Source organism: Stenotrophomonas sp. Bg11-02, assembly GCF_002836635.1.
Lineage (GTDB): Bacteria > Pseudomonadota > Gammaproteobacteria > Xanthomonadales > Xanthomonadaceae > Stenotrophomonas > Stenotrophomonas lacuserhaii.
Window position 1 is genome coordinate 1 of the sequence record NZ_PJAY01000054.1, and the last position, 24,359, is coordinate 24,359.

The window sequence follows — 24,359 nt, forward strand, 5'->3', positions numbered from 1 at the left end:
GGCTTCCTGGCGGCCTGCAGAGGTGCGGTAGCGCCGAGCCATGCTCGGCGGCTGTGCCGGGATCAGAAGCTGGCCTGCAGGGCCACCTCCAGGCGGGAGCCGGCATTGCCGGGGAACAGCTGGCGTGCGGCGTTGTCGGTGGCGTGGCCGGTGGCACGCAGCTCCCACTTCGGGGCGATGGCGTGGATCACGCTGAGCTGCACGTGCTGGTAATCGGCGGCCTGTGCGCTGGCCAACCGGTAATGGCCGTAGGCCGCTTCCAGACGCGTCGCGTCTGACAACGGCAGGCGCATGCCGATCTGTGCATAGGTGCCGGGATGGCCGCCGGCCAGCGCGTCGCGCGAGTGCGCCAGTTGCAGCCAGGCGCGCTGCTTGAAGGTCGCGGTGGCGGACAGCTCGGTCCAGTCCAGCGCGCGTCCCGTTCCCGGATACAGATAGCGCGTGGCGTTGGCATCCAGGCTCCAGTCCGGGGCCAGCTCGCCACTCCAGCCCAGCACCGCATCGAACTCGCTGCGTGCGCCGCTGTCCGGTTCGAACGATACGTTGGATCCCCACAGGCTGGCATACAGCCCGCTGCCATGCGTGGCACGTACGCCTGCCTGCACGGCGGCCTCTTCGCCGGTCTGGGAGCTGCCACGCCAGATGTAATCGCTGGCAAGCGCGAGGGTGCCGGTGACATCGGCCTTGGCGTCCCCCACGGCCACCAGGTTCATTGCCATCACGCCGGCCATGCCCACGCTGCCCATTGCCTGCCACTTCATCCCATCACCTTTGTCTGCTGGGTGGCCCTGCCACCGGAGCTGCGCAGTGTGGGATCCGGCGGCGTAAATGATCGAGGGCGTCAGCGGCGGTTGCGCGCAAAACCTGCGTAAACCGTGGCATCGCATCGGCATGGCGGCTGCGCGCTATCATGCAGGCCTGTTGAACGGAGCACCTGCGTGGACGCGATCCTGACCCCTGTATCGATCGGTGAGCTGATCGACAAGATCACCATCCTGGAAATCAAGGCCGAGCGTATCGACGATGCGGCCAAGCTGGCCAACGTGCGCACCGAACTGGACGGCCTGCTGCCGCTTTACGCGACGCAGCGCAGCAACCAGCCGGCGTTGGAGGCACTCAAGCAGCAGTTGAAGGTGATCAACGAACGCATGTGGGACATCCAGGACCAGCTGCGCGACAAGGAAGCAGCGCAGGTGTTCGACGATGCCTTCGTGCAGCTGGCGCGCGGGGTGTACCGCACCAACGGTGAGCGCGTGCAGGTCAAGAACGAGATCAACCGGGTGGCCGGCTCGGCGCTGGTGGAAGAGAAGCAGTACCAGGGCCAGTAAGCTGGCGTACGCGCCGCGCGGAATCGGAAACCAGACAGGCCCGGCAATGCCGGGCCTGTCTGTTCAAGCAGGCTGCATGCGCGGGGCATGCAGCGGCGGTATTACCAGCTGAAGCGCGGGCCGACCGACCATTCCTTGTCGCCGTCACGGTTCATCTTGATGTCACCGTTGATGCCCCAGTTCTGGTTCAACTTGACCTGCGCACCCAGACGACCGTACCACTCGCCTTCCGGGCTGATGCCGTGCTTCTTGCTGTAGTCTTCGTAACCGGCCAGTGCGTAGACTTCGGCGTGCTGGCCGAACGCGGTGCGAATACCGGCTTCAGCGCTGTAGCCGTTGAAATCCAGGCCGTGCTTGGCGTCGAACTTGTTGTATGCAGCGCGCGCGACGAAGTCGGTCGACGGTGCGATCTCAACGTTGTAGCCCACGCCCACGCGCCACTGGTCGACGTCCTGCTTGGTCGCATCCACTTCCTGCTGGTTGAACTCACCGAACACGTGCATGTTCGGCAGCACGCCGTAGGAACCCTTGACGCCCCAACCATCGGCCTTGCCGCCATCGGCATCGGTCTTTACGTAGTTGCCTTCGGCGTAGTTGTAGGACAGGTTCTCGGCAGCCGAAGCAGCGAACGGCAGCGCGGAAGCCAGGGCCAGGGCAATCAGGGACATCTTCATGGGAACAACCTCTTGTCTTTCTGGTTTTGTTGCAGCAGCGCCGGAACGCCGTCGCATCGGGGGATGTAAAGTTTCCGTTTTTTGACCTAACCCCATCCTGAAAGCAGGAAAGCGATTTTTGGCTGCTATTCAGCTGTTTTCAGGCATACGCGCGCGCTTTCCCTTTCCTGGTGTGCATACGGCATTCACGCGCATCGAGGGTGTCCGGGCGTAAACAGCCAGGACACGGTGGATGACGTCGCAGCATGTCGTTCTGGAGACCACTCGTTCGTCGTACCCATGAAGGCCCTGCATCCGCAGGCCATCCGGAGAACAGGCAATGAGCTACATCGACGGGTTCGTCCTGGCGGTACCCACGGGCAAGAAACAGGCGTTCATCGACCACGCGCGCAGCATGGATCCGGTATTCCTGGAGCTGGGCGCGACGCGCGTGGTCGAGTGCTGGGCCGACGACGTACCGCACGGCAAGACGACGGATTTCTACGGGGCAGTGAAAGCCAAGGACGAGGAGACCGTGGTGTTTTCATGGGTGGAGTGGCCGGACAAAGCCACCCGCGACAGCGGCATGGCCAGGATGATGGACGATCCACGGATGGATCCGACCAACAATCCCATGCCGTTCGACGGGCAACGGATGATCTTCGGCGGCTTCACGCCGATCGTCGAATTACCGTAACGCGGACGGGTCAGGGAGCGTCCGGCGTGTCGCCGGGGGCCTGGGTGCCGACTGCCATGCCGGCACCCAGGCCGCCCATCGCGCCCATGCCGGCGCCGCCACCGCCACCGCCGCCACCAGCCTTGCCGCCGCGCTCGCCTGCATCGGCGCGGCCCTTGGCGGCGCCGCCGGATGCAGGACGTGTCGGCCCTTGGTGCGGAATCTCCAATCCGCTGGGAATGGGCGCCAGGTCCAACGCGCCACGGATGAAGTCACGCAGCGAAACCACCAATGCATGGGTGTGCACGGGGCGGCCCTGGGCCAGTTCGGTGGCGGCATGCGCAGCCAACCGCACCTGGTCGTCGGTGCCCAGCAGCAGGATGTCCGACAACGCCGCTTCCACGGCATCGCGGATGCGCCGCGCCCGATCCGAACCGGGCTCGCTGATGCCGTGCTGGTGTGCGCGCTCGCGCAGCTGGCGCAGGTGCGAAGGATCGACATCGAGATCGCCGGTGAACGATCCGCCCAGCACTTTGTAGGCCGCCATCAAGGTACGCAGCCGTTCATTGATCTGGCGGTTTTCGCGCTCGCGGCGCGCTTGCAGGGTCTGCATCACCAGCAGGCGGATACCCACGCCCAGCAGGGTGATGAGGGCCAGTCCACCGAGGGTGGACAGCACGGCCTGCCATGAACTGAAATCGAGACCACGCATGAGGGGCACTCTTTGGCGAGGCCCCCATGATGCCCTGCCACGTGTGTGCAGGCGCGTCATCATCGACATCCCCTGGCGCCAGCCGGCGACAGGGGTGCCCGGCGCGCTTACTTGCCGCGCTTGGTCACGGCCTTGCGGGTGGCGACCTTCTTGGCAGGCGCCTTGCGGGCGGCCTTCTTCACCGGCGCTGCCTTCTTGGCAACGGCCTTGCGGGCGACAGCCGACTTCTTGGCCACGGTCTTCTTGGTAACCGCGGTCTTCTTGCCGACGGCCTTCCTGGCGACGGCGGTCTTCTTGCCGACGGCCTTCTTGGCAACGGCGGTCTTCTTGCCGACGGTCTTCTTGGCAACCGCGGTCTTCTTGCCGACGGCCTTCTTGGCAACCGCGGTCTTCTTGCCGACGGTTTTCTTGGCAACCGCGGCCTTCTTGCCGACGGTCTTCTTGGCAACCGCGGCCTTCTTGCCGACGGTCTTCTTGGCAACAGCGGCCTTCTTGCCGACGGCCTTCTTGGCCACCGCGGCCTTCTTGCCGACGGTCTTCTTGGCAACCGCGGTCTTCTTGCCGACGGTCTTCTTGGCAACAGCGGCCTTCTTGCCGACGGTTTTCTTGGCAACTGCGGCCTTCTTGCCGACGGTCTTCTTGGCAACAGCGGCCTTCTTGGTCGCGGTCTTCTTGGCCACGGCAACCTTCTTGGCGACGGGCTTCTTGGCTACGGCAGCTTTCTTGGTTGCGGTCTTCTTCACTGCGGCAGCCTTCTTGGCAACGGTCTTGGTGGCGGCGGCCTTCTTCTTGGCGACGACCTTCTTCAGCGCGGCCGATTCGGCCTGTGCGTTCTGCTTGGCGGCTTCCAGCTTCTGCTTGGCCTTGGAGATCGACTTGCCCACCGACCTGGCGGCCTTGTCAGCCTGCTTGGCGACGGTCTTCTCGACCTTGGCAACGGCGTTCCTGGCGGCATCCACGCGGGTGGTGGCGGCCTTGCGCACGCGCTTGGCGGTGGTCTTGACCGCAGCCACGGCGTCTTCGGCGGTGTGGGCGATGGTCTCGCCAACGTTGGTTGCAGCTTCCTTTACAGTCTCGACGGTCTCGCTCAATGTCGTCGTCACACCATTACCGTTGCTCATGATTTGCCCTCCTGAGGGGCTGGAATGTCAAAACGGAGGCGATGCTATACCGGCAGGGTGCATCGTGGAACGGGAAACTGCGCAGGCGCAAGCGCGCGCCACCACGATGGCTGCGACCAGGCACGACCATCGACGCGCATGGCAACTCGAAAACCTGCGTTTTCAAGTGGTTTGGCGCCAGGCGTCCTGCACGGCGGGCGTCATCGTGGGCAGCCGCCGCGATCCTGCAGGACCGCTTGCCGATACGACACCGGCAGCGGAGTTTGCGCGGAACTGCGCAACTTTCCATGTGCCGGACCGCATCTTTCATGGCATGTTTATCCAGCGCGGGAGACACTTCTGCGGCCCTGCCGCAGCTCCCTGCGGGCCTCGCCTGCAGCATCGAGCGCGCCCTACTCCACCTTCCTGCCCGGACACCGATTCCCATGCGACCGATTCCGACCCTGCTTACGCTCGCACTGGCCGCAGCCTTCGGCGGCTTCGTCGCCAGCGGCATCAATGCACACCTGGACAACCGCGCCGAAGCAGCGCCGGCGCCGATCACCATCCCGGCCACCAGCGCGCTGCCCGCTGCGGTCGCCGGGCAGCCGGTTCCCTCGCTGGCACCGATGCTGGAGAAGGTCACCCCAGCCGTGGTCAGCGTCAACACCAAGCAGGTGGTGCGCGTGCGCAATCCGTTTTTCGAAGACCCGTTCTTCCGCCGCCTGTTCCCGGACGTACCGCAGGAACGCATCAACGAATCGCTGGGTTCGGGCGTGATCATCGACGCCGCCGAGGGCCTGGTACTGACCAACCACCACGTCATCGACAACGCCGACGACGTGCAGGTCACCCTGTCCGACGGGCGCACGGTGAAAGCCGAATTCCTCGGCTCGGATGCGGACACCGACATCGCGCTGATCCGCATCCCCGCGCAGGGCCTGACCGGCATCACCCTCGGCAACAGCGACCAGCTGCGCGTAGGTGACTTCGTGGTCGCCATCGGCAATCCATTCGGTTTCACCCAGACCGTGACCTCGGGCATCGTGTCGGCCGTCGGCCGCAGCGGCATCCGCGGGCTTGGCTACCAGAACTTCATCCAGACCGATGCATCGATCAACCCCGGCAACTCCGGCGGCGCGCTGGTCAACCTGCAGGGGCAGCTGGTGGGCATCAACACCGCCAGCTTCAACCCGCAGGGCAGCATGGCCGGCAACATCGGCCTGGGCCTGGCCATTCCGTCCAACCTGGCGCGCAACGTGGTCGACCAGCTGGTCAAGCATGGGGTGGTGGTGCGCGGCACGCTGGGCATCGAAAGCCAGAACCTGACCCCGCAGCTGGCGCAGGGCCTGGGCCTGAGCGAGGCGCGTGGTGCGCTGGTCACCCGGGTGCTGGCGGGATCGGCGGCAGCGGCGGCCGGCGTGCGTGCCGGCGACGTGGTGGTGACCGCCAACGGCCAACGCGTGGACAGCGCGCAGGCGCTGCACAACATCGAAGGACTCGCGGCGGTCGGCAGCACGATGACCCTGGGACTGCGTCGCGATGGCAAGCCGGTGCAGGTCAAGGCCACCCTGAAGGAGCAGGCACGCGCGATCAGCGGGGACACGCTGGATCCGCGCCTGGGCGGTGCCACCTTCGTTGACCTGCCCGAGTCGCTGCGCCAGTCCGGGCTCAGCGGCGTGATGGTCAACGAGGTCACCCGCGGCAGCCGCGCCGCCGCTTCCGGCCTTGCCAAAGGCGACATCGTGACCGAGGCCAGCGCAGGTGAGTTCGCCGACCTCGCCAGCTGGCGGGCCAATTTCCAGCAGCCTCCGCAGCAACTGGTGCTGCGCATCGTGCGGGGCAATGCCAGGGGGCAGTTGGTCATGCGCTGACGGCATGACGTACCGTAACGCCCCCTATACCCGGGCGATGGTATCCATGTCGTCCGTGGCCATCCCGCATGTCGGGATGGCGGCCGCCTTATTCACTGAAGCAGGAGATTGCGATGAGCCCCACCAACACCGAAAACCTGAAGGACCACCTGGGCGAAGCCTCCACCCACCTGAAGTCGGCCGCCAACGCGGCTGGCAGCGCCATCAAGGGTGCCACGGGTGCGGCCGGCGATGAACTGCGGATCGGCAAGGCCAACGTCAAGGCTGAACTGTCCGATACCGCCCTGTCCGGCCTGGCTGCTGCCGAGTTCGGCGGTGCCGCTGCCAAGGAACAGGTCGATGCACTGATGGACAAGGGCAAGGACCTGGTCGACAGCGCCGCTGAACTGATCCGCGAGCGTCCCCTCGCTTCGTTCGGCGTCGCCTTCGCTGCCGGCTGGCTGATCGCCAAGCTGGCCCGTAGCGGCGGCGACAAGTAAGCCGCGGCGTGAGCGAAAGCGACAACACCGCCAACGGGCCTGATCCAGCGGCTACCCCGCCGCTGGATGAGAGCATCCGGCAGGTCAGCCAGGCCAGCCGCGCAACGGTGGATGCCGCAAAGCATTCGTTCCGTTCGCTGCGTCGGTTGGCGTCAGCGGATTTTGCCCTGGCACGCAGTGCCTTCGGCCGTGCCCTCGCGTGGGCGGGGGTGGCGATCGTGTTCGGCGCGTCGGCGTGGCTGCTGATGGCGGCCACGTTGATCGCCCTGCTGCAGAGCTGGGGCATGTCCTGGCTGCATGCGCTGCTGATCACTTCACTGCTGAGCCTGGCGACAACCGGCCTGGCCGCGTGGCGGGTGTCCTACTTCTTCCACCACACCGGCATGCATTCCACCCGCCGACAGCTGTCCAAGCTGGGCCTGTTCGACGAGCCCGGCGATGAAGAAGACCCCGACGCCGGCGTCAAGATTCCGGAGGGCAAGCCATGAAGTTCAGCGTATTGCGCAGCCGGGTGAAGCGCTGCGAACAGGTGGTTGCGGTACGGCTGGCCGATACCCAGGACAACTGGGGCGTGCTCAGCCAGGTGTGGCGCAGTGGCTGGTCGCCGCTGCGCATCATCATTGCCGGCGTGGCCAGCGGCTTCGTGGTCGGCAAGCTGGAAGTGCCCGGCAAGATCAATGGCGCACGCTGGCTGCAGATGATCGGCTCGGTCTCCAACCTGCTGGCCAGTGGCCAGGCCGCGTTCGCTTCGGCGATGGCCGCGCACGCGGCCGGTGCGGCAGACGATGCCGCCGAGCAGGCCGATGCTGCCGCCGACAAAGTCGATGATGCAGTCAGTCCCGGGGCAGCCGCTGCTGCGGGTGCGGCCGCTGGCGCGGCGGCCGCGGCATCCGTGCAGCGGTCCCCTGCGCCGCAGGCCGGCCCGGGCCGCCAGCAACCACAGGACGCCAACGGTCCCCGCCCGGCCGAAGCCGCTACGGAATTGTCCGAGCGTTGACACGGTGAACCCGCCGCGTTGATCGCGGCGGGCAGATAATGGGCAACTTTTCCCCTGTCGGTGCGACGATGAGCGAGTCCCTTTCCAGCGTCCCCGTCGAACCGATCGCGTCCGCGCCACTGCCCGCGCGCCCCCGCGCGCCGGTGTCATTGGTCGTGCTGGCAACGCTCGCCGTGGCATTCACGCTGTGGGCGGCGCAGCCGGTGGTGCTGCCGATCCTGTTGGCGATGTTCTTCGCATTGGTGGGCAACCCCATCCTGCGCATGCTGGAACGCATCTGGGTACCGCGCGCGCTCGGTGCCATCCTGGTGATCGTGGTCGGCCTGGGTGCCACCACTGCACTGGCCGTGCAACTGGTCGTGCCGACCATGGAGTGGGCGCAGGAAGCCCCGCAGCAGCTGCGCAAGATCGGCCGCCAGGTGCAGAACCTGACCAAACCGGTGCAGCAGGCCAACCAGGCCGCCGAGAACTTCGCACGCGTGGCCGCCGGTGAAGGCAACCGCCGCGTGGAGGTGGTGCGCACCCAGCTGGATGACCCGTACCGGGCGATCACCCAGGCCCCGCGCCTGCTCGCCTCGGTGCTGGCGGTGGTGCTGCTGACGCTGTTCTTCATGATCTACGGCCAGGACCTGCAGCGGCATGCCATTGCCTTGTTCCCCAGCCGCCAGCAACAGCGCTTCACCACCGATATCCTGCGTTCGATCGAACGCGAAGTGTCGCGCTATGTGCTGACCATCACCGTGATCAACAGCCTGGTGGGCCTGGTGTTCGCCGGCACGCTGATGCTGCTGGGCCTGGAAATGCAGGATGCCCTGCTGTGGGGCACGATGGCCGCACTGCTCAACTTTGCCCCGTACGTGGGTCCGCTGATCGGCGTGGCGCTGATGCTGCTGGTCGGCTTCGTCGAATTCCCGGATCCGCTCAAGGCGATCCTGCCGGCCGCCTGCTACCTGGCCCTGCACGCGCTGGAGGGCCAGCTGATCACCCCGATCGTGCTGGGCCGACGGATGAAACTTTCGCCGCTGGTGCTGATCCTGGCGCTGATGATCTTCGGCTGGCTGTGGGGCTTCGTCGGCCTGCTGCTGGCGGTGCCGCTGCTGGTCTGCGTCAAGCTGGTGCTGGCACGACTGGAGGGCATGCAGGGCTGGTCGCGGCTGCTGGAATGAAAGCCGATAGCGACGGGCGTAGAATGACCGGGTGAACTTCCCCATCCAAGCCATCACCCTCGACCTCGACGACACCCTGTGGCCCTTCGCTCCGATCGGCGCACGCATCGAGCAGGTCCTGCACGACTGGATGCTGCAGCACAGTCCCGCCACGGCCGCGATGTTTCCGCAGGCCGCGATGCGTGAACTGCGCGAGCGCGCCTACCTCGACAATCCCCACCTGCACCATGACCTGAGTGCGCTGCGCCGGCTGGCACTGCAGCAGGCGCTGCAGGACAGCGGCGCCGATGCGGCCCTGTTGGAGCCCGCTTACGAAGCCTTCTTCGCCGCGCGCAACCAGGTGGAGTACTACCCCGATGCGCTGGATGCCCTGCAGCGCATCGCCGCCCGGGTGCCGGTGGCGGCGCTGAGCAATGGCAACGCCGACCTGGAACGGATCGGCGTGGCGCACTTGTTCGCCTTCCAGCTGGGAGCCCGCGAACACGGTGCGGCAAAGCCGGTCGCCAGCATCTTCCATGCCGCCTGCGAGCGCCTCGGTGTTGCACCGGAGCACGTGCTGCACGTGGGCGACCACATTGAAATGGACGTGGCCGGGGCGATGTCCGCCGGCCTGCGCGGCTGCTGGATCAACCGCGAAGCGGCCCGCTGGAACCATCCTTCGCTGCAGCCCGACCTGCAGTTCGACACCCTCACCGGGCTGGCCGACTGGCTTGATGCCAACCCCGCCGCCAGCGCAACCAGGAGCGCCTGACCCCATGACCGAGATCACCGGTTTCGTTGCCACCTCCGACCAGGCACTGCCGCTGCACGTGCTGGACCGGGCGCAGTTCATGGCATGGAATGCCGCCCAGCCACCCACGCTGCAGGCGTGGCTGCAGTCGCAGAATTTCACCGCCAGCGGCCACAGCGTGGCACTGCTGCCGGGCGAAAACGGCATTGCCGGTGCGGTGATCGGGATCGGCGATGCAGGCGATGCGTACAGCTATGCCCATGCACCGCACGCGCTGCCCGAAGGCACCGTGTGGAAGGTGGCCACCGCACTGGAACCGGCGCAACAGGACCTGCTGCAGCTGGGCTGGGGACTGGGCAGTTACCGCTTCGACCGCTACAAGGCGCGCAATCGTGCACCGGCCCAGCTGCTGGCCAGCCCGTCGGCCGAGGTGGCCGCGCTGGTCGCCGCCAGCCTGCGCGTGCGCGACTGGGTCAACACGCCCGCCGAAGACATGGGGCCGCAGCAGCTGGAAGACGCCGCGCGCGCACTGGCGAACGCACATGGCGCGCAGCTCGAGGCGATCACCGGTGAGGCGCTGCTGGAGCAGGATTTCCCGGCCATCCACGCGGTGGGCCGTGCCTCCCACCGTGCGCCGCGGCTGATCGTGCTGCGCTGGGGCAAGGACACCGATCCGTCGCTGGTGCTGGTCGGCAAGGGCGTGTGCTTCGATACCGGCGGGCTGGACATCAAGCCGGCCGACGGCATGCGCAACATGAAGAAGGACATGGGTGGGGCGGCACATGCGCTGGCGCTGGCCGGGCTGGTGATGGCCCAGGCCCTGCCGGTGCGGCTGACGCTGCTGGTGCCAGCGGTGGAAAACGCGATCGGCCCGGATGCATTCCGTCCGGGCGAAGTGATCGCCACCCGCAAGGGCCTGAGCGTGGAGATCGACAACACCGACGCCGAAGGCCGGGTGATCCTGGGTGATGCCCTGACCTTCGCCAGTGAACAGCAGCCGGACCTGGTGCTGGACTTCGCCACCCTCACCGGCGCGGCACGCATCGCGCTGGGCCCGGACCTGCCGGCGCTGTTCAGCAACGATGACACGGTGGCCCAGCAGTGGCTGCAGGCCGGCGAGCAGACCCGTGACCCGGTGTGGCGGATGCCGTTGTGGCGGCCGTACCTGCGTTACCTCCACAGCGGCGTCGCCGACCTGGCCAATGCCGGTTCGCGGATGGGTGGCGCGGTCACCGCAGCGCTGTACCTGGAACGCTTCCTGGCCGACGGCCAGCGCTGGGCCCACCTGGACGTGTATGCCTGGAACGACGGCGAACGCCCCGGCCGCCCCGCCGGCGGCGAAGCCCTGGCCCTGCGTTCGGCCTGGGCCATGCTGAAAACACGCTACGCCTGACTCCTGAAAAAGGGGACGGAGGGGATTTAAGTCGCGGGTGACCAGATAGGGTCGTTTGCGACTTAATCCCCTCCGTCCCCTTTTTTGCTTAGGATGTGGGCACCGCGCATTTCCATGCCAGGCAGGAACCGTCGATGCCCTTGTTCCGCTTCACCCGCAAAGGCGGCTTATCGCGCGGCCCACGGCCGCATTCGCCGCTGCCCTGGATCGCGCTGATTGCGTTGATCGTGGGCCTGATCGCGCTGGCCTTTGCATGGCTGGCCGGCTGGATTGGTCGTGATCGGCCCACGGCGCAGCGCTTCACCGACACCATCGAAGCCACCGGCCCGGCGCATCCCGGCTTCCGCCGCGCGCATAGCAAGGGCGTGTGTGTGAGTGGCTGGTTCGAACCCACGCCGCAGGGTGCGGCGCTGTCCCGCGCCCAGGTGTTCCACCAGGAACGGGTGCCGGTGCTGGGGCGGTTGTCGATCGGCGGCGGCGATCCGCACGGTGCCGATGCGCAGGCACGGGTGCGCAGCATCGCCCTGCAGCTGGTCAGTGACAACGGGCAGGAATGGCGGATGGCGATGAACAGCTTCCCGTTCTTCGCCGTGCCCAGCCCGGAGGCCTTCCTGGAACAGACGCAGGCGCAGCTGCCCGACCCGTCCAGCGGCAAGCCGGACCCGGCGAAGATGGCCGCCGTGCTGCAGAAGTATCCCAGCGCGCGCGCCTTCCAGCAGTGGGCAAAGACCGCGCCGTGGACCACCAGCTGGGCCAACACGCAGTTCAACAGCGTCAACAGCTTCTGGTTCACCGCCGCCGACGGCACCCGCCAGGCGGTGCGCTGGAGCTGGGAACCGCAGGCTGCGGTCGAGGTGCTGGACGAAACGGCGCGCGCCGGTGCCGGTCTGGACCATCTGGCCGACGAGTTCGCCACGCGGCTGGCCAGCGGGCCGGTGCGCTGGAACCTGGTAGTGACCCTGGCAGGACCCGGCGACGTGGTGGAAGATCCCTCCACCCCGTGGCCCGCCGGACGCCCCCGTGTGCAGGCCGGCGTGCTGTCGCTGGCGCATATGCAGCCGCAGGCCGGGGGGCCCTGCAACGACCTCAACTTCGATCCGCTGATCCTGCCCGATGGAATCAGCGGCAGCGACGATGCGGTGCTGGCGGCACGCTCGGCGGTGTACTCGCATTCGTTCAACCGCCGCGAACGCGAGACCGCGCGTGGCGAAGCCGGCGATGGCGCAGGGGTATCGAAATGAACGCACCGAATCGCACGACCGGCCATTTCAACCTGTTGGCCCGCGTGCTGCACTGGACGATGGCCGTGATGATCCTGGCGATGCTGTTCATCGGCGTGACCATGATGGCCTCGTTGCACCTGCGGCCGACCCTGGTGGACATCCACCGTCCGCTGGGCATCGCCATCGGGCTGCTGGTGCTGCTGCGCCTGTACAACCGCCTGCGCCACCGGCCACCGCCGCTGCCGGCCGATCTGCCGTGGTGGCAGGCGCTGGCCGCGAAGGCGTCGCACTGGCTGCTGTATGCGTTGATGCTGGCGATGCCGCTGCTGGGGTGGTCGATGCTGTCCGCCGGCGGCTATCCGATCGTGCTGTGGAGCGGCTTCAACCTGCCCCCGATCGCCCCGCATTCGGCAGCGCTGTATACCGCGCTGCGCAGCGCCCACAGCCTGCTGGCCTATGTGCTGTTCGCCACCGTGCTGATGCACCTGGGTGCTGCGCTTTACCACGCCTGGGTGCGCCGCGATGGTGTGTTCGAGTCGATGGCGAAGAAGTAGCCAGCGTCAGAGCCAGCCCTTCTGGCGGGCCAGCCGGTAAGCTTCGATGCGGTTGGCCACGCCCAGCTTGCCGATGCATTCGGACAGGTAATTGCGCACCGTGCCATGCGACAGGCCAAGCTCGGTGGCGATCTCCCCGGCCGTCTTTCCTTCGCCTGCCAGGCGCAGCACGCGGCGCTCGCGGTCGGTCAACGGATCGGCCTGCGACCAGGCGTCCAGTGCCAGTTGCGGGTCGATGGCGCGGGCGCCCCGTTGCACGCGGCGCAGGGCATCGGCCAGGTGGTCGGCCGGCGCGTCCTTGAGCAGGTAACCGAGGACGCCCGCGTCCAGGGCGCGGCGCAGGAAGCCGGTACGGGCGAAGGTCGTGACGATCACCACCTTGATCGGCAGTTGCTGCCGCGCAATCCGCTGCGCCAGTTCCAGCCCGGTCAGCCCGGGCATTTCGATGTCGGTGACCAGGATGTCCGGCCGCACCTGCTGCAGCAATCGCCACGCCGCTTCGCCGTCGGCTGCGGTGCCCAGCACCTCGATGTCCGGCTCCAGCCCCAGCAGCGCCGACAACGCGCCACGCACCATGGCCTGGTCTTCGGCCAGCACGATCCGGATCATGGGGTTCCCTTCAGCAGGCTGGCAGGCAATGGATCCGGCGCCCGGTCCCTGGGCGTCGATACGGCCGGCATCGGCACGCGCACGGTGATGCAGGTGCCGCCCTGCGGCAGCGGCTCCAGTTGCAGCGTACCGCGCAGTGCGGCGATGCGTTCGCGCATTCCAGCCAGGCCGTTGCCTTCGGTGGTCACGCCGCCACGGCCGTTGTCGCGGACCTGCATCATCAGGGCATGGCCGTCGCGTTCGAAGTGCACCTGGGCATTGCCCGCAAGCGCGTGGCGGGCGATGTTGGTCACCGCCTCGCGCAGCACCAGCGCCAGCGCGCGCTCGATCTCCAGCGGCATCGGCGGCGGCGGCTGGTAGTCCAGGTGGACCTGCTGGCATTCCAGCAGCAGCCGGGCCGAGGCAAGCTCACCGGCAAGGTCGCTGGAGCGGAAACCGGTGACCGCACTGCGGACCTGCGCCAGCGCCTGCCGCGCGATGTCTTCCGCTTCGCCGATCTCCTGCCGTGCACGCGCATCGCCGCGGTCATACAGCTTGCGCGACAGCTCCAGCTTCAACGTGATCAGTGACAGCGTGTGCCCGAGCAGGTCATGCAGGTCGCGGCCGATGCGCTCGCGCTCGGCCGTGGCCGCCAGCCGGCGCACCTCATCCTGTGACAGCTGCAGCTGTGCGTCGCGGTCCTTGTTGACCGCCTCCATGTTCGATATCAGGCCGATCACCACCGACATGAAGGGAATCCAGACCAGGTTCTGCCAGGCCCAGCCCGCAAGCCACGCGGTGCTGACATACACCGCATTGAGCAGCAGCAACTGCAACAGATAGCGCCAGGTGCTGCCGTTGCGGCACACGTGAAGCATCACGCAGCCGAACACGAAATAACTGATGCCAGACGGATACCACGGCACCAGCACCAGGCTCATCACCACCATCGCCAGCGCATAGCGCGGTGCATGGTGGCGCGGCGCCAGCATCGCGCGCGCGTACAGGAACAGGAAGGTGGGATAGCTGAGCAGGGTCAGCAGCGCCCAGCGCGCGGTATACCCGCCACCGAACAGCGGCGTCAGGAACACCCATGAGGTCCACAGCAGGTGGACGTAATCACTCCAGCCGGACTGGCCGCGCCGCCGATGGTCGGCTGCAGCGGAATCCGGCGCGGGGCGCAGCAGGGTGGCAAACCCCTTGGACAGCACGGTGGATTCCAGCAGGCGGCGGGCGCGGGCGATCATGGACTCAGCCGATGCGGCGCAGGCGACGGGTCGCCAGCAGCGCGCCGATCACCGTCACCAGGGCCAGCACCCCCACGTGCACCGGCATGCTGCCGCTGGCCGGCTCGTCGATGGTATGCAACGCCAGCTGGGCCGCATGCCAGGTCGGCCAGAGCGGAGCGAGCCGGGTGAACACGTCCGGGAGCATCGACAGCGGTACCCACAGGCCCGACAGCAGCGCCAGGGGCAGATAGAACAGGTTCACCATCGCCGGTGCCGCATCGGCACCGACATGGCTGCCGATCAGCAGGCCGACCGCGCCCAGCGGCAGTGCGACCAGCGCCGAAACGCCGATCAGGCCAGCCATCTGCGAGGGGGTCAGCACGACCTCGCCCACCGCGTGCGCGGCGATGATCAGCAAGGCCGCCACGACCACGGCGAAGATCAGGGCCATCAGCAGCCGGGCCAGCATGGGGGCCAGCGGCGGAACCGGCAGGGCGCGCTTGAGGGTCAGCAGGCCACTGGCCCGGTCCACGGCCAGCTGTACGCCGAAACCGAACAGGGCAGGCCCCATGGCGCCGAAGATGCAGTAGGTAGCGAGCAGGTAGCGCCCCGCTTCGCCACGCCCCAGCAGCACGCCGAACATCAGGTAGAACAGCACCGGGAACAGCAGACAGGGCAGCACGAAGGCCGGCGTGCGCCAGGTGCGCCGCAGCTCGGCCTTCAACTCGGCGACGTACGGTGCGAGCCGCCGCGCCACCGGACGGCGCACTGCTTCGCTGTCGGCCCGGGGCAGGCTCATGCGGCCTCCCGGGTCATTTCAACGAATGCTTCGGCCAGTCCCCCGCCGCGCACGTCCAGCTCGCGCAGCTGGGGATCTTCGGCAAGCAGGCGGGCCACCACCGCCTCGGCCGGTTCGGCCAGCAGCTGCAGGTGGTCGCCTTCGCGGCGGGCATCGATGACGCCCTCCCAACCGCGCACGTGGGCCACGTCCAGCCGGCTGCGGCATCGGATCCGCCGCGGAGCCAGCTGCGGCAGGAACGTCGCCAGTGGGCCATCGGCCAGTACCTGCCCCCGTTCCATGACCACCACGCGCCCGGCGAGCGCTTCGGCTTCTTCCAGGTAATGGGTGGTCAGCACGATGCCGCATCCTTCCTGGCGCAGCGTCGCGATGGCGTCCCAGATGGCCTGCCGGGCCTCGATGTCCAGGCCGGTGGTCGGCTCATCAAGGAACAGCAGGCGCGGACCGCCGCACACGGCGATGGCGAACTGCACGCGCCGCTGCTGGCCGCCGGACAGCGCGCCGTAGGGCCGCTCCCGCAGGTCTCGGACACCGGCGATGGCAAGGCATTCGGCCAGCGGGCGAGGCCGCGGGTAGCTGGCCTGGAACTGCTCCACCAGCTCACCGACCCGCAGGTTCGGCGGCAGCGCGGTGCTCTGCAGCATCACCCCGACCTGCTCGCGCTGGGCACGGTGTTGCGGATCGCCACCGAGCAGCTGCACCTGTCCGCTGTCCGGCCGCCGCAGCCCAAGCAGCACTGCGATGGCCGTGCTCTTGCCGGCGCCGTTGCGACCGAGCAGGGCCAGCACTTCGCTTCCCTGTACCTGCAGGCTGACTCCAGCCAGCGCCTGCACGTTGCGATATCGCACGTGCACCTGCTCAAGGACCGCAAGTGGAGGGGCATCGAGGTGCATCGCGAACTCCCGGGAAAGAGGTGGCCAGTGTGCGGCAGGTCGCAGCGTACACGCACTGGCGCACGTCAGCAGCAGAGGGTGACAGCTGTCACTGCCCGTTTCCGGTACCAAGCGTGCATCCTTGCCGACGCCGGAACCCGGTTTGCCCCCGGTCGGTGTTGGGGTCACACTCCGCTCGATCCATCGTCATGGTCCCTATGAACGCCTCTGCTGAACTGTTGAAGGAACTTCGCATCGACCGCAAGACGCCGCCGCCCGCTCCGGGCAGCCGCCGTTGGCTGTGGATCGTGATCATCGTGGTGGTGCTGTTCGCCGCCGCCATCGCGGCATGGCGGCTGCGTCCGCAGGCCATCGAAGTGCAGACCGCACCCGCGGTGGCACTGGGCGAGGCAGGCAGCAGCGCATCGGTGCTCGATGCCAGCGGCTACGTGGTGGCCCGGCGCATGGCGACCGTATCGGCCAAGATCACCGGCAAGGTGCGCGAAGTCATGATTGAAGAAGGCATGCGGGTCGAAGAGGGCCAGGTCATGGCCACGCTGGACCCGATCGATGCCGGCGCCCAGCGCGATCTCTATGCTTCGCAGGTGCAGGCCGCGCGCAGCCAGGTCGCCGGCCTGCAGGCCCAGCTCACCCAGGCCGATGCCGAGGCGACCCGGCTGCAGGCGCTGGTCGGCCAGCAGCTCGTATCGCGCTCGCAGTTCGACCAGGCCGTGGCCCAGCGTGACAGCCTGCGTGCGCAGCTGGATACCGCCCGGCGCAACGTGCAGGTGGCCGGCAACCAACTGGCGATCGCCGACCTGGGCGTGGACAACAACATCGTCCGCGCCCCGTTCTCCGGCGTGGTCACTGCCAAGGCCGCGCAGCCGGGCGAGATCGTCTCGCCGCTGTCGGCCGGCGGCGGATTCACCCGCACCGGCATCGGCACCATCGTGGACATGGATTCGCTGGAGATCGAAGTCGATGTCGGCGAGGCGTTCATCGGCCGCGTACAGCCGAAGATGCCGGTGGAAGCCACGCTCAACGCCTATCCCGACTGGAAAATCCCGGCCGAGGTTATCGCCATCGTTCCCACCGCCGACCGCGGCAAGGCCACGGTGAAGGTGCGCGTGGCGATCAAGACCCGCGACCCGCGGATCGTGCCGGAAATGGGCGTGCGGGTGAGCTTCCTGGAACAACCCAGGGCCGATGCAGCGGCGAAGCCGCAGGGCGTGCGGGTGCCGGCCAATGCCGTGGTGGAACGCGAGGGTGGCAGCGTGGTGTTCGTGCTGGTGGACGATGCCGTGCAGCAGCGCAGCGTGAAGCCAGGCCTGGCGTTGAATACGGATCGACAACTGCTGCAGGGCGTCCGCCCGGGTGAGCTTGTGGTGACCGGCCCAGCAGATACGTTGCGCGATGGCAGCAAGGTGAAGGAACAACCGTAGGTTTTCTGTCTGACGGCCAGCGGCCGTCACCAAACGCATTCGGAGAATCGGCATGTCGACCCTGGTTTCATTGCGCAGCATCACCAAGACCTACCAGCGGGGCCCGGAGCAGGTGAAGGTGCTGCACGGCATCGACCTGGACATCGAGAAGGGCGACTTCGTGGCGTTGATGGGGCCCTCCGGTTCCGGCAAGACCACCCTGCTGAACCTGATCGGTGGACTGGACTCGCCCAGCGGCGGCGAGATCACCATCGAAGGCGAGCGCATCGACCAGATGAGCGGCGGCCAGCTGTCCACCTGGCGCAGCCACCACGTTGGCTTCGTGTTCCAGTTCTACAACCTGATGCCCATGCTGACAGCACAGAAGAACGTCGAACTGCCGCTGCTGTTGACCCACCTGGGTGCTGCGCAGCGCAAGCGCAACGCAGAGATCGCGCTGACCCTGGTCGGCCTGGCCGACCGCCGCAGCCACCGGCCCAACGAACTGTCCGGCGGCCAGCAGCAGCGCGTGGCAATCGCCCGCGCGATTGTTTCCGATCCCACCTTCCTGATCTGCGATGAGCCGACCGGCGACCTGGACCGCCAGTCCGCCGAAGAGATCCTGCAGCTGCTGCAGCAGCTCAACCGTGAACACGGCAAGACCATCATCATGGTGACCCACGACCCGAAGGCCGCCGAGTACGCGACCCATACGGTGCACCTGGACAAGGGCGAACTTGCCGACGCGCCGCTGGCGCACTGACCGAGGGCACGGCGATGAAGTATTTCTCCCTGGTGTGGGCGCAGCTGTTCCGCAGCCGCACCCGCACCCTGCTGACCCTGCTGTCGGTGGTGGCCGCGTTCCTGCTGTTCGGCATGCTCGATTCGGTGCGCGTGGCCTTCATGTCCGGTGGCAGCGTGGAAGGCGCCAACCGGTTGATCACCGCCTCGCGGCTGTCGATCACCCAGTCGCTGCCGATCCGCCTGGAAGCGCAGATCCGCCAGGTAGCCGGCGTGCGCGACGTCACCTACGGCATGTGGTTCGGTGGCATCTACCGCGACCCCAAGGACTTCTTCCCGAACTTCTCGGTAGCACCGAACTACTTCGACGTCTACGGCGAACTCGAGGTCGCCCCGGACCAGCTCAAGCGCTGGCAGGATACCCGCACCGGCGCCATCGTCGGCGAGTCGCTGGCCAAGGATTTCGGCTGGAAGATCGGCGACACCATCCCGTTGCAGGCCACCATCTTCCCGCGCGGCGGCAGCAACGACTGGCCGCTGGAAATGGTCGGCACGTTCCGCTCCAAGGACCGCGCAGTGGCCGGGAACGAGGAGCGGCAGCTGATGATGAACTGGAAGTACTTCGATGAGTCCAACGACTACATCAAGAACCGGGTCAGCTGGTACACCATCACCCTGGACAACCCGGACCATGCCTCGCGGGTGGCCCAGGCCATCGACGCGATATCGGCCAACTCCGACCACGAAACCAAGACGCAGACCGAATCGGCGTTCCAGCAGGCCTTCGTCAAGCAGTTCGCGGACATCGGCATGATCGTCACCTCGATCATGGGCGCGGTGTTCTTCACCCTGCTGCTGCTGACCGGCAACACCATGGCCCAGGCGGTGCGCGAACGCATCCCGGAACTGGCCACGCTGAAGACGCTCGGCTTCCAGGACCGTACCGTACTGGCCCTGGTGATGGTGGAATCGATCCTGCTGGTGGGGTTGGGCGGTGCGATCGGCATGGGCCTGGCGGCGACCATCCTGCCGGTGCTGGCACCACAGACACGCGGCCTGTTGCCACCGCATGTGCCGACCACCACCTGGCTGGTGGGCATTGGACTGATCATCGTGATCGGCATCGTGGTCGGACTGCTGCCGGCGTTGCGCGCCAAGCGGCTGAAGATCGTCGACGCCCTGGCCGGACGCTGAGGACCCGCACATGAAGAACACACTGAAGAAGTGGCTGCTCAACGGCGCGATGCTGGTGGTGCTGGCGGTGGGCCTGGCGGGATGGATCTGGCTGCCGTGGCAGGGCGTGCTGATCGTGGCGGTGCTGGTCGCGCTGTGGCTGGTGCTGACCCGCGGCGGACGGCTGGCGTTGGCTGCCACCCGCATCGGTATCGCCAGCCTGCCGCAACGCTGGGGCGCCTCCTCGGTGATCGTGGTCGGCATCGCCGGCGTGGTGGGCGTGCTGGTGGCGATGCTGGCGATGGGCGCAGGGTTCCAGTCCACGCTCAACAGCACCGGCGATGACACCACCGCCATCGTGCTGCGCGGGGGCTCGCAGGCGGAAACCAACTCGGTGATCACCCGCGACCAGATTCCGCTGTTGTCCACCCTGCCCGGCGTGGCACGCGACGAAAAGGGGCGCGCACTGCTGTCCGCCGAACTGTCGCAGGTGGTCAACCTGGTGTCCCGCTCGGACGGCACCGATGTCAACGCGCAGTTCCGCGGCGTCGGCGAAATGGCCTGGGCGGTGCATGATCGCGTACGCATCATCGAAGGCCGCAGGTTCGCCAGCGGCAAGCGCGAGATGGTGGTGGGCCAGGGCGCGAAGACCCAGTTCCGCGACATGGACGTGGGCAGCACGCTGACCCTGGGCAACCAGGCATGGACGGTGGTCGGCGTGTTCGCTTCCGGCGATGCGCACGACTCGGAGCTGTGGACCGACGTGGATACGCTGGCCACCACCTACCAGCGCGACTCGCTGCAATCGGTGACGGTGCGCACCGACGGCAAGCCGGGCTTCGAGCAGTTCAAGGCCGCCGTCGCCGGCGACCCGCGCCTGAAGCTGGAGGTGGAAACTACGCGGCTGTACTACAGCAAGCAGGGCGGCGGACTGACCACGCTGATCAACATCCTGGGCAAGGTCATCGGCACCATCATGGCCATCGGCGCCGTGTTCGGTGCGCTCAACACCATGTATGCCGCCGTGGCAACGCGGGCGCGCGAGATCGCCACGATGCGCGCGATCGGCTTCCGCGGGCTGCCGGTGGTGACCGCGGTGATGCTGGAGACCATGCTGCTGGCCCTGCTGGGTGGGCTGCTGGGCTGCGCGATCGCCTGGCTGCTGTTCAACGGCTACAGCGTGTCCACCATCGGCAGCAATTTCAGTGCGGTGGTGTTCAAGTTCCACGTCTCCCCGGAACTGCTGTGGAGCGGGCTGAAGTGGGCGCTGGGCATCGGTCTGGTCGGTGGCCTGTTCCCCGCCCTGCGCGCCGCCCGCCTGCCGATCACCACCGCCCTGCGCGAGGTCTGACTAGCGGCGGGCGCGGCGCAGGCCGTCGAAGACGAACAGGCCCAGGCCAATCCAGATCGCGATGAAGCCGGTGGCGCGTGCGCCATCGAAGGGTTCGTTGAAGAAGAACACGCCCAGCACCAGGCCCAAGCTGGGCGCGATGAACTGCAGCACGCCTACGGTGGACAGGGCGATGCGCTTCACGCCGTAGGCGAAGCCGATCAACGGCGCGGCAGTGACCACGCCGCCGAAGACCAGCAGCAGGTCGTTGCGCCAGCCCCAGCCCCCGAAGAAGGCGCCGCCGTGGCCGTTTTCGCTCCACAGCGCGAAGCCCAGCGCCGGCAGGAACAAGTACAGGCTTTCCACCGCCAGGCCGGCCACCGGATCGACCGATATCAGTTTGCGCAGCAGGCCATACAGGCCGAACGAGCCGGCCAGCCCCAGCGCGATCCATGGCGGTGCACCGGCCTGCCACGTGAGCCAGCCCACGCCGGCCGCCGCGCAGGCCACCGCCAGCCACTGCAGGCGACGCAGGCGTTCCTTCAGCACCACCACGCCCAGTACCACGCTGACCAGCGGATTGATGAAGTAGCCCAGGCTGGTATCGATCACGTGGCCCGCGTTGATCGCCCAGATGTACAGGCCCCAGTTGAACGCGATGGCCAGGCTGCTGACCGCCAGCGTGGCCAGCGCACGCGGCTGCGCGGCAATCGCTTTCCACCACCGCAGGCGGCTGCTCAACAGCAGCCAGCCCACCACCAGTACCGTGCTCCAGATGATGCGGTGGGCGATGATCTGGAACGAAGGCACTTCGCGCAGCAGGTGCCAGTACACCGGTACCAGTCCCCACAGCACGAAGGTGAAAGCGGTGACAGCGAAGCCACGGCGCTGTTCCTGCTCCTGCTCGCTGGTGGGCATGGCGCTCACTTGCGCGTCCTCGCCAGTGCCAGCACCAGCACGCCGGACAGGATCACCGCCATCGCCACCAGGTCGCGCCAGCCGAAGTGTTCGCCGTTGAGCAGTACGCCGAGCAGCACGGCGATCACCGGATTGACATAGGCATAGCTGCCGGCCAGCGCGGGACGTACGTTGTGCAGCAGCCACACGTAGGCGGTGAAGGCCACGATCGAGCCGAACACGCATAGGTAAGCCACCGCCAGCAGGCCGTCCAGGCTCGGCAGCGCGGTCGGCCGCTCACCCACCGCCAGTCCGGTGATGACCAGCAGGATGCCGCCGCAGATCATCTGCCCGGCAGCGGTCATGAACGGTCCCGGCAGGTCCTGGCCACGTACCCAGACCGAGCCGAATGCCCAGCCGACCGGTGCCACCAGCAACAGCACCAGACCGGTCGGCGAGGCCGCCAGGCTGCTGCCCGCGTTGAGCCAGACCACGCCGAGGAAGCCGATGGCAATGCCCAGCCATTCCCCGCGGCTGGCGTGCTGGCCGCGCACCGCCGAGAACAGCGCCATCCACAACGGCACCGAGGCCACCGCGGTGGCGGCCAGGCCTGAGGACACGTCACGTTCGGCCAATACCACCATGCCGTTGCCCAGCAGCAGCATGGTGAAGCCCATGATGGTCAGGTTGCGCCACTGGCGCAGGGTCGGACGCGGCATCTTCCTGAACAACCGAAGCACGGCGTACATCAGGCTGCCGGCGATGATGAAGCGCGCACCGGAGACCGAGGTCAGCGGCAGCACGCCGGCCTGCAGCGCCTTGGCGATGCCCAGGTAGGTCGAGCCCCAGACCACGTAGACCAGCAGCAACGCCAGGGCGACGGCACCGGGACGCGGTGCGGCGGGGGATTCAGGAACGACGGCCATGGGCCACCAGGGTGCGGGGGAAGGAGGATTCTAGGCCTTTGCGGTGCCGCGCAGCAGTCAGGAACGCGGCATGCTGTTTTCGGCGCGCCGCGCATGCTGGCGACGCGTCTCCAGCGGAGCGCGGACAAGGCCTATATCATCCACCCCGCCCCTGCCGACGAAGTGGTTGCCGGCGCCTACCCAGGAACTCCCGACGATGCAGGATGAATTCAACGACCCGCTCTGGCGCCAGGCGCTGTCCGGCGCGCAGATGCTGTTCGTGGCCTTCGGCGCGCTGGTACTGATGCCGCTGATCACCGGGCTGGACCCGAACGTGGCGCTGTTCACCGCCGGGCTGGGCACGCTGCTGTTCCAGTTGATGACCGGCCGCCAGGTGCCTGTGTTCCTGGCTTCCAGCTTCGCCTTCATCACCCCGGTCATCCTCGCCAAGCAGCAGTTCGGCCTGGCTGAAACCATGGGCGGGGTGATGGCTGCTGGCTTGGTCTACACCTTCCTGGGCCTGGCGGTGAAGATCAAGGGCACCGGTTTCATCGACCGGCTGCTGCCGCCGGTGGTGATCGGCCCGGTGATCATCTCGATCGGCCTGGCGATGGCGCCGATCGCCGCCAACATGGCCATGGGCAAGGACGCCGATGGGGCGCAGTTGATTCCGTACCAGACAGCGATGCTGATTTCGATGCCGGCCCTGTTGACCACGCTGGTGGTGGCGGTGTTCGGTCGTGGCATGTTCCGGCTGCTGCCGATCATGTTCGGCGTGCTGGTGGGTTTCGGGCTGTCCTTCGCATTCGGCGTGGTCGATGTCGCGCGCATCGCGGCGGCACCGTGGTTTGCCCTGCCACGGTTCACCGCCCCGGCGTTCGACTGGCAGGCGATCCTGTTCATCGTGCCGGTCGCGCTGGCGCCGGCGATCGAACACATCGGCGGGGTGATCGCCGTCGGCAGCGTCACCGGGCGCGACTACCTGAAGAAGCCCGGCCTGCACCGCACCCTGTTCGGCGATGGCGTGGCGACCACCGCGGCGGGACTGTTCGGTGGACCCCCCAACACCACCTATGCCGAAGTCACCGGCGCGGTGATGCTGACCAGGAATTACAACCCGAAGATCATGACCTGGGCGGCGGTCTTCGCCATCAGCCTGGCCTTCATCGGCAAGTCCGGTGCGCTGCTGCAGAGCATCCCGGTACCGGTGATGGGCGGCATCCTGTGCCTGCTGTTCGGCTCCATCGCCGCAGTCGGCATGAACACCCTGATCCGCCACCGGATCGACCTGGGCGAAGCACGCAACCTGGTGATCGTGTCGGTAACGCTGGTGTTCGGTATCGGCGGCGTACTGGTCGGCACCGGCACCGGTCCGGATGATTTCGGCCTGAAGGGCATCGCGCTGTGCGCGGTGGTGGCGATCGCGTTGAACCTGCTGCTGCCGGGAAACGATCACTGGAAGCAGCCCGGTCCGCCGGTGGTCTGAGGCTGCGGGAGAGGCGTGACGACCAACGGTCGT

The 24,359-nt window shown here is 67.3% G+C and carries 26 protein-coding genes; 16 read left to right on the forward strand and 10 right to left on the reverse strand.

Features of this window, described 5'->3' with window-relative positions:
• Nucleotides 1-62: 62 nt before the first annotated feature.
• Nucleotides 63-746 carry a TorF family putative porin gene (locus tag CXG43_RS08095; protein ID WP_101099511.1) on the reverse strand — a complete coding sequence of 228 codons (684 nt, stop codon included), beginning with the start codon at nucleotides 744-746 and terminating at the stop codon, nucleotides 63-65.
• A 192-nt stretch (nucleotides 747-938) separates the two neighbouring features.
• Between CXG43_RS08095 and CXG43_RS08100 the strand changes: the two genes are divergently transcribed.
• Complete coding sequence (locus CXG43_RS08100) at nucleotides 939-1,328, forward strand: DUF6165 family protein (RefSeq protein WP_101099512.1); 390 nt, start codon at nucleotides 939-941, stop codon at nucleotides 1,326-1,328.
• Nucleotides 1,329-1,429: 101 nt separating this feature from the next.
• On the opposite strand, the gene CXG43_RS08105 is transcribed toward CXG43_RS08100, so the two are convergent.
• On the reverse strand, nucleotides 1,430-2,002 hold the full coding sequence (locus tag CXG43_RS08105) for an Ax21 family protein (RefSeq protein ID WP_101099513.1): 573 nt from the start codon (nucleotides 2,000-2,002) through the stop codon (nucleotides 1,430-1,432).
• Between the two features lie 319 nt (nucleotides 2,003-2,321).
• Here CXG43_RS08105 and CXG43_RS08110 point away from each other — a divergent pair, with 319 nt between their 5' ends.
• On the forward strand, nucleotides 2,322-2,678 hold the full coding sequence (locus tag CXG43_RS08110) for a DUF1428 domain-containing protein (RefSeq protein WP_101099514.1): 357 nt from the start codon (nucleotides 2,322-2,324) through the stop codon (nucleotides 2,676-2,678).
• 10 nt (nucleotides 2,679-2,688) lie between these two features.
• Here the strand turns inward: CXG43_RS08110 and CXG43_RS08115 are convergent, their stop codons facing one another.
• Nucleotides 2,689-3,369 carry a hypothetical protein gene (locus CXG43_RS08115; RefSeq protein ID WP_101099515.1) on the reverse strand — a complete coding sequence of 227 codons (681 nt, stop codon included), beginning with the start codon at nucleotides 3,367-3,369 and terminating at the stop codon, nucleotides 2,689-2,691.
• Between the two features lie 107 nt (nucleotides 3,370-3,476).
• Nucleotides 3,477-4,490: a histone gene (locus CXG43_RS08120; RefSeq protein ID WP_101099516.1), complete on the reverse strand. Its 1,014-nt coding sequence runs from the start codon at nucleotides 4,488-4,490 to the stop codon at nucleotides 3,477-3,479.
• A gap of 425 nt (nucleotides 4,491-4,915) precedes the next feature.
• Here CXG43_RS08120 and CXG43_RS08125 point away from each other — a divergent pair, with 425 nt between their 5' ends.
• From CXG43_RS08125 to CXG43_RS08165, 9 genes are all read left to right on the forward strand, one after another.
• The gene (locus tag CXG43_RS08125; RefSeq protein ID WP_101099517.1) at nucleotides 4,916-6,343 is read left to right on the forward strand and encodes a Do family serine endopeptidase; all 1,428 of its coding nucleotides are present in this window, start codon (nucleotides 4,916-4,918) and stop codon (nucleotides 6,341-6,343) included.
• Nucleotides 6,344-6,456: 113 nt separating this feature from the next.
• Complete coding sequence (locus CXG43_RS08130; RefSeq protein ID WP_042613320.1) at nucleotides 6,457-6,822, forward strand: hypothetical protein; 366 nt, start codon at nucleotides 6,457-6,459, stop codon at nucleotides 6,820-6,822.
• A gap of 8 nt (nucleotides 6,823-6,830) precedes the next feature.
• Nucleotides 6,831-7,310: a phage holin family protein gene (locus CXG43_RS08135; protein WP_101099518.1), complete on the forward strand. Its 480-nt coding sequence runs from the start codon at nucleotides 6,831-6,833 to the stop codon at nucleotides 7,308-7,310.
• Nucleotides 7,307-7,819: a protein sip-5 gene (locus CXG43_RS08140; protein WP_101099519.1), complete on the forward strand. Its 513-nt coding sequence runs from the start codon at nucleotides 7,307-7,309 to the stop codon at nucleotides 7,817-7,819. Before CXG43_RS08135 ends, CXG43_RS08140 begins: the two co-directional genes overlap by 4 nt.
• A gap of 68 nt (nucleotides 7,820-7,887) precedes the next feature.
• Nucleotides 7,888-8,985 (forward strand): AI-2E family transporter, encoded by a 1,098-nt coding sequence (locus CXG43_RS08145; protein WP_101099520.1) that lies wholly within the window; start codon nucleotides 7,888-7,890, stop codon nucleotides 8,983-8,985.
• A 31-nt stretch (nucleotides 8,986-9,016) separates the two neighbouring features.
• Nucleotides 9,017-9,736 carry an HAD-IA family hydrolase gene (locus CXG43_RS08150; RefSeq protein ID WP_101099521.1) on the forward strand — a complete coding sequence of 240 codons (720 nt, stop codon included), beginning with the start codon at nucleotides 9,017-9,019 and terminating at the stop codon, nucleotides 9,734-9,736.
• A gap of 4 nt (nucleotides 9,737-9,740) precedes the next feature.
• Nucleotides 9,741-11,108 (forward strand): leucyl aminopeptidase family protein, encoded by a 1,368-nt coding sequence (locus tag CXG43_RS08155; protein ID WP_101099522.1) that lies wholly within the window; start codon nucleotides 9,741-9,743, stop codon nucleotides 11,106-11,108.
• A 134-nt stretch (nucleotides 11,109-11,242) separates the two neighbouring features.
• Nucleotides 11,243-12,349, forward strand: coding sequence for a catalase family peroxidase (locus CXG43_RS08160; protein ID WP_101099586.1), 1,107 nt, complete (start codon nucleotides 11,243-11,245; stop codon nucleotides 12,347-12,349).
• Nucleotides 12,346-12,885, forward strand: a complete 540-nt coding sequence (locus tag CXG43_RS08165) for a cytochrome b (protein ID WP_101099523.1) — start codon at nucleotides 12,346-12,348, stop codon at nucleotides 12,883-12,885. Before CXG43_RS08160 ends, CXG43_RS08165 begins: the two co-directional genes overlap by 4 nt.
• Nucleotides 12,886-12,891: 6 nt before the next feature.
• On the opposite strand, the gene CXG43_RS08170 is transcribed toward CXG43_RS08165, so the two are convergent.
• Genes CXG43_RS08170 through CXG43_RS08185 form a run of 4 tightly spaced genes read right to left on the reverse strand, consistent with a single transcriptional unit; the run spans nucleotide 12,892 to nucleotide 16,394 of the window.
• Nucleotides 12,892-13,494 (reverse strand): response regulator transcription factor, encoded by a 603-nt coding sequence (locus CXG43_RS08170; protein WP_101099524.1) that lies wholly within the window; start codon nucleotides 13,492-13,494, stop codon nucleotides 12,892-12,894.
• Nucleotides 13,491-14,720, reverse strand: coding sequence for a sensor histidine kinase (locus tag CXG43_RS08175; protein ID WP_101099525.1), 1,230 nt, complete (start codon nucleotides 14,718-14,720; stop codon nucleotides 13,491-13,493). Before CXG43_RS08175 ends, CXG43_RS08170 begins: the two co-directional genes overlap by 4 nt.
• Nucleotides 14,721-14,724: 4 nt before the next feature.
• Nucleotides 14,725-15,501, reverse strand: a complete 777-nt coding sequence (locus CXG43_RS08180; RefSeq protein WP_101099526.1) for an ABC transporter permease — start codon at nucleotides 15,499-15,501, stop codon at nucleotides 14,725-14,727.
• A complete protein-coding gene (locus CXG43_RS08185; RefSeq protein WP_101099527.1) occupies nucleotides 15,498-16,394 on the reverse strand; it encodes an ABC transporter ATP-binding protein in 897 nt (298 codons plus the stop codon). Before CXG43_RS08185 ends, CXG43_RS08180 begins: the two co-directional genes overlap by 4 nt.
• A gap of 197 nt (nucleotides 16,395-16,591) precedes the next feature.
• On the opposite strand from CXG43_RS08185, the gene CXG43_RS08190 reads away from it, so the two are divergent.
• The 4 genes from CXG43_RS08190 to CXG43_RS08205 are packed head-to-tail and all read left to right on the forward strand — an operon-like array spanning nucleotide 16,592 to nucleotide 21,059.
• Nucleotides 16,592-17,815, forward strand: a complete 1,224-nt coding sequence (locus CXG43_RS08190; RefSeq protein ID WP_101099528.1) for an efflux RND transporter periplasmic adaptor subunit — start codon at nucleotides 16,592-16,594, stop codon at nucleotides 17,813-17,815.
• A gap of 52 nt (nucleotides 17,816-17,867) precedes the next feature.
• Nucleotides 17,868-18,557: an ABC transporter ATP-binding protein gene (locus CXG43_RS08195; RefSeq protein WP_042613307.1), complete on the forward strand. Its 690-nt coding sequence runs from the start codon at nucleotides 17,868-17,870 to the stop codon at nucleotides 18,555-18,557.
• 14 nt (nucleotides 18,558-18,571) lie between these two features.
• Nucleotides 18,572-19,729, forward strand: coding sequence for an ABC transporter permease (locus tag CXG43_RS08200; RefSeq protein ID WP_042613306.1), 1,158 nt, complete (start codon nucleotides 18,572-18,574; stop codon nucleotides 19,727-19,729).
• 10 nt (nucleotides 19,730-19,739) lie between these two features.
• A complete protein-coding gene (locus CXG43_RS08205; RefSeq protein WP_101099529.1) occupies nucleotides 19,740-21,059 on the forward strand; it encodes an ABC transporter permease in 1,320 nt (439 codons plus the stop codon).
• Here the strand turns inward: CXG43_RS08205 and rarD are convergent, their stop codons facing one another.
• Entirely contained in the window at nucleotides 21,060-21,956 is an 897-nt protein-coding gene (gene rarD / locus CXG43_RS08210) for an EamA family transporter RarD (RefSeq protein ID WP_101099530.1), read from the reverse strand. It lies immediately after the preceding gene.
• 5 nt (nucleotides 21,957-21,961) lie between these two features.
• Nucleotides 21,962-22,861, reverse strand: a complete 900-nt coding sequence (yedA, locus tag CXG43_RS08215; RefSeq protein ID WP_101099531.1) for a drug/metabolite exporter YedA — start codon at nucleotides 22,859-22,861, stop codon at nucleotides 21,962-21,964.
• 196 nt (nucleotides 22,862-23,057) lie between these two features.
• On the opposite strand from yedA, the gene CXG43_RS08220 reads away from it, so the two are divergent.
• Nucleotides 23,058-24,326 (forward strand): uracil-xanthine permease family protein, encoded by a 1,269-nt coding sequence (locus CXG43_RS08220; RefSeq protein WP_101099532.1) that lies wholly within the window; start codon nucleotides 23,058-23,060, stop codon nucleotides 24,324-24,326.
• The last annotated feature ends 33 nt before the right edge of the window (nucleotides 24,327-24,359 follow it).

Bases quoted from the DNA above. Each gene is read 5' to 3' on its own strand.
- CXG43_RS08095 (WP_101099511.1), bottom strand. From the start codon at position 746: ATGGGCAGCGTGGGCATGGCCGGCGTGATGGCAATGAACCTGGTGGCC.
- CXG43_RS08105 (WP_101099513.1), bottom strand. From the start codon at position 2,002: ATGAAGATGTCCCTGATTGCCCTGGCCCTGGCTTCCGCGCTGCCGTTC.
- CXG43_RS08110 (WP_101099514.1), top strand. From the start codon at position 2,322: ATGAGCTACATCGACGGGTTCGTCCTGGCGGTACCCACGGGCAAGAAA.
- CXG43_RS08115 (WP_101099515.1), bottom strand. From the start codon at position 3,369: ATGCGTGGTCTCGATTTCAGTTCATGGCAGGCCGTGCTGTCCACCCTC.
- CXG43_RS08120 (WP_101099516.1), bottom strand. From the start codon at position 4,490: ATGAGCAACGGTAATGGTGTGACGACGACATTGAGCGAGACCGTCGAG.
- CXG43_RS08125 (WP_101099517.1), top strand. From the start codon at position 4,916: ATGCGACCGATTCCGACCCTGCTTACGCTCGCACTGGCCGCAGCCTTC.
- CXG43_RS08130 (WP_042613320.1), top strand. From the start codon at position 6,457: ATGAGCCCCACCAACACCGAAAACCTGAAGGACCACCTGGGCGAAGCC.
- CXG43_RS08140 (WP_101099519.1), top strand. From the start codon at position 7,307: ATGAAGTTCAGCGTATTGCGCAGCCGGGTGAAGCGCTGCGAACAGGTG.
- CXG43_RS08145 (WP_101099520.1), top strand. From the start codon at position 7,888: ATGAGCGAGTCCCTTTCCAGCGTCCCCGTCGAACCGATCGCGTCCGCG.
- CXG43_RS08155 (WP_101099522.1), top strand. From the start codon at position 9,741: ATGACCGAGATCACCGGTTTCGTTGCCACCTCCGACCAGGCACTGCCG.
- CXG43_RS08160 (WP_101099586.1), top strand. From the start codon at position 11,243: ATGCCCTTGTTCCGCTTCACCCGCAAAGGCGGCTTATCGCGCGGCCCA.
- CXG43_RS08165 (WP_101099523.1), top strand. From the start codon at position 12,346: ATGAACGCACCGAATCGCACGACCGGCCATTTCAACCTGTTGGCCCGC.
- CXG43_RS08170 (WP_101099524.1), bottom strand. From the start codon at position 13,494: ATGATCCGGATCGTGCTGGCCGAAGACCAGGCCATGGTGCGTGGCGCG.
- CXG43_RS08175 (WP_101099525.1), bottom strand. From the start codon at position 14,720: ATGATCGCCCGCGCCCGCCGCCTGCTGGAATCCACCGTGCTGTCCAAG.
- CXG43_RS08180 (WP_101099526.1), bottom strand. From the start codon at position 15,501: ATGAGCCTGCCCCGGGCCGACAGCGAAGCAGTGCGCCGTCCGGTGGCG.
- CXG43_RS08185 (WP_101099527.1), bottom strand. From the start codon at position 16,394: ATGCACCTCGATGCCCCTCCACTTGCGGTCCTTGAGCAGGTGCACGTG.
- CXG43_RS08190 (WP_101099528.1), top strand. From the start codon at position 16,592: ATGAACGCCTCTGCTGAACTGTTGAAGGAACTTCGCATCGACCGCAAG.
- CXG43_RS08195 (WP_042613307.1), top strand. From the start codon at position 17,868: ATGTCGACCCTGGTTTCATTGCGCAGCATCACCAAGACCTACCAGCGG.
- CXG43_RS08200 (WP_042613306.1), top strand. From the start codon at position 18,572: ATGAAGTATTTCTCCCTGGTGTGGGCGCAGCTGTTCCGCAGCCGCACC.
- CXG43_RS08205 (WP_101099529.1), top strand. From the start codon at position 19,740: ATGAAGAACACACTGAAGAAGTGGCTGCTCAACGGCGCGATGCTGGTG.
- rarD (WP_101099530.1), bottom strand. From the start codon at position 21,956: ATGCCCACCAGCGAGCAGGAGCAGGAACAGCGCCGTGGCTTCGCTGTC.
- yedA (WP_101099531.1), bottom strand. From the start codon at position 22,861: ATGGCCGTCGTTCCTGAATCCCCCGCCGCACCGCGTCCCGGTGCCGTC.
- CXG43_RS08220 (WP_101099532.1), top strand. From the start codon at position 23,058: ATGCAGGATGAATTCAACGACCCGCTCTGGCGCCAGGCGCTGTCCGGC.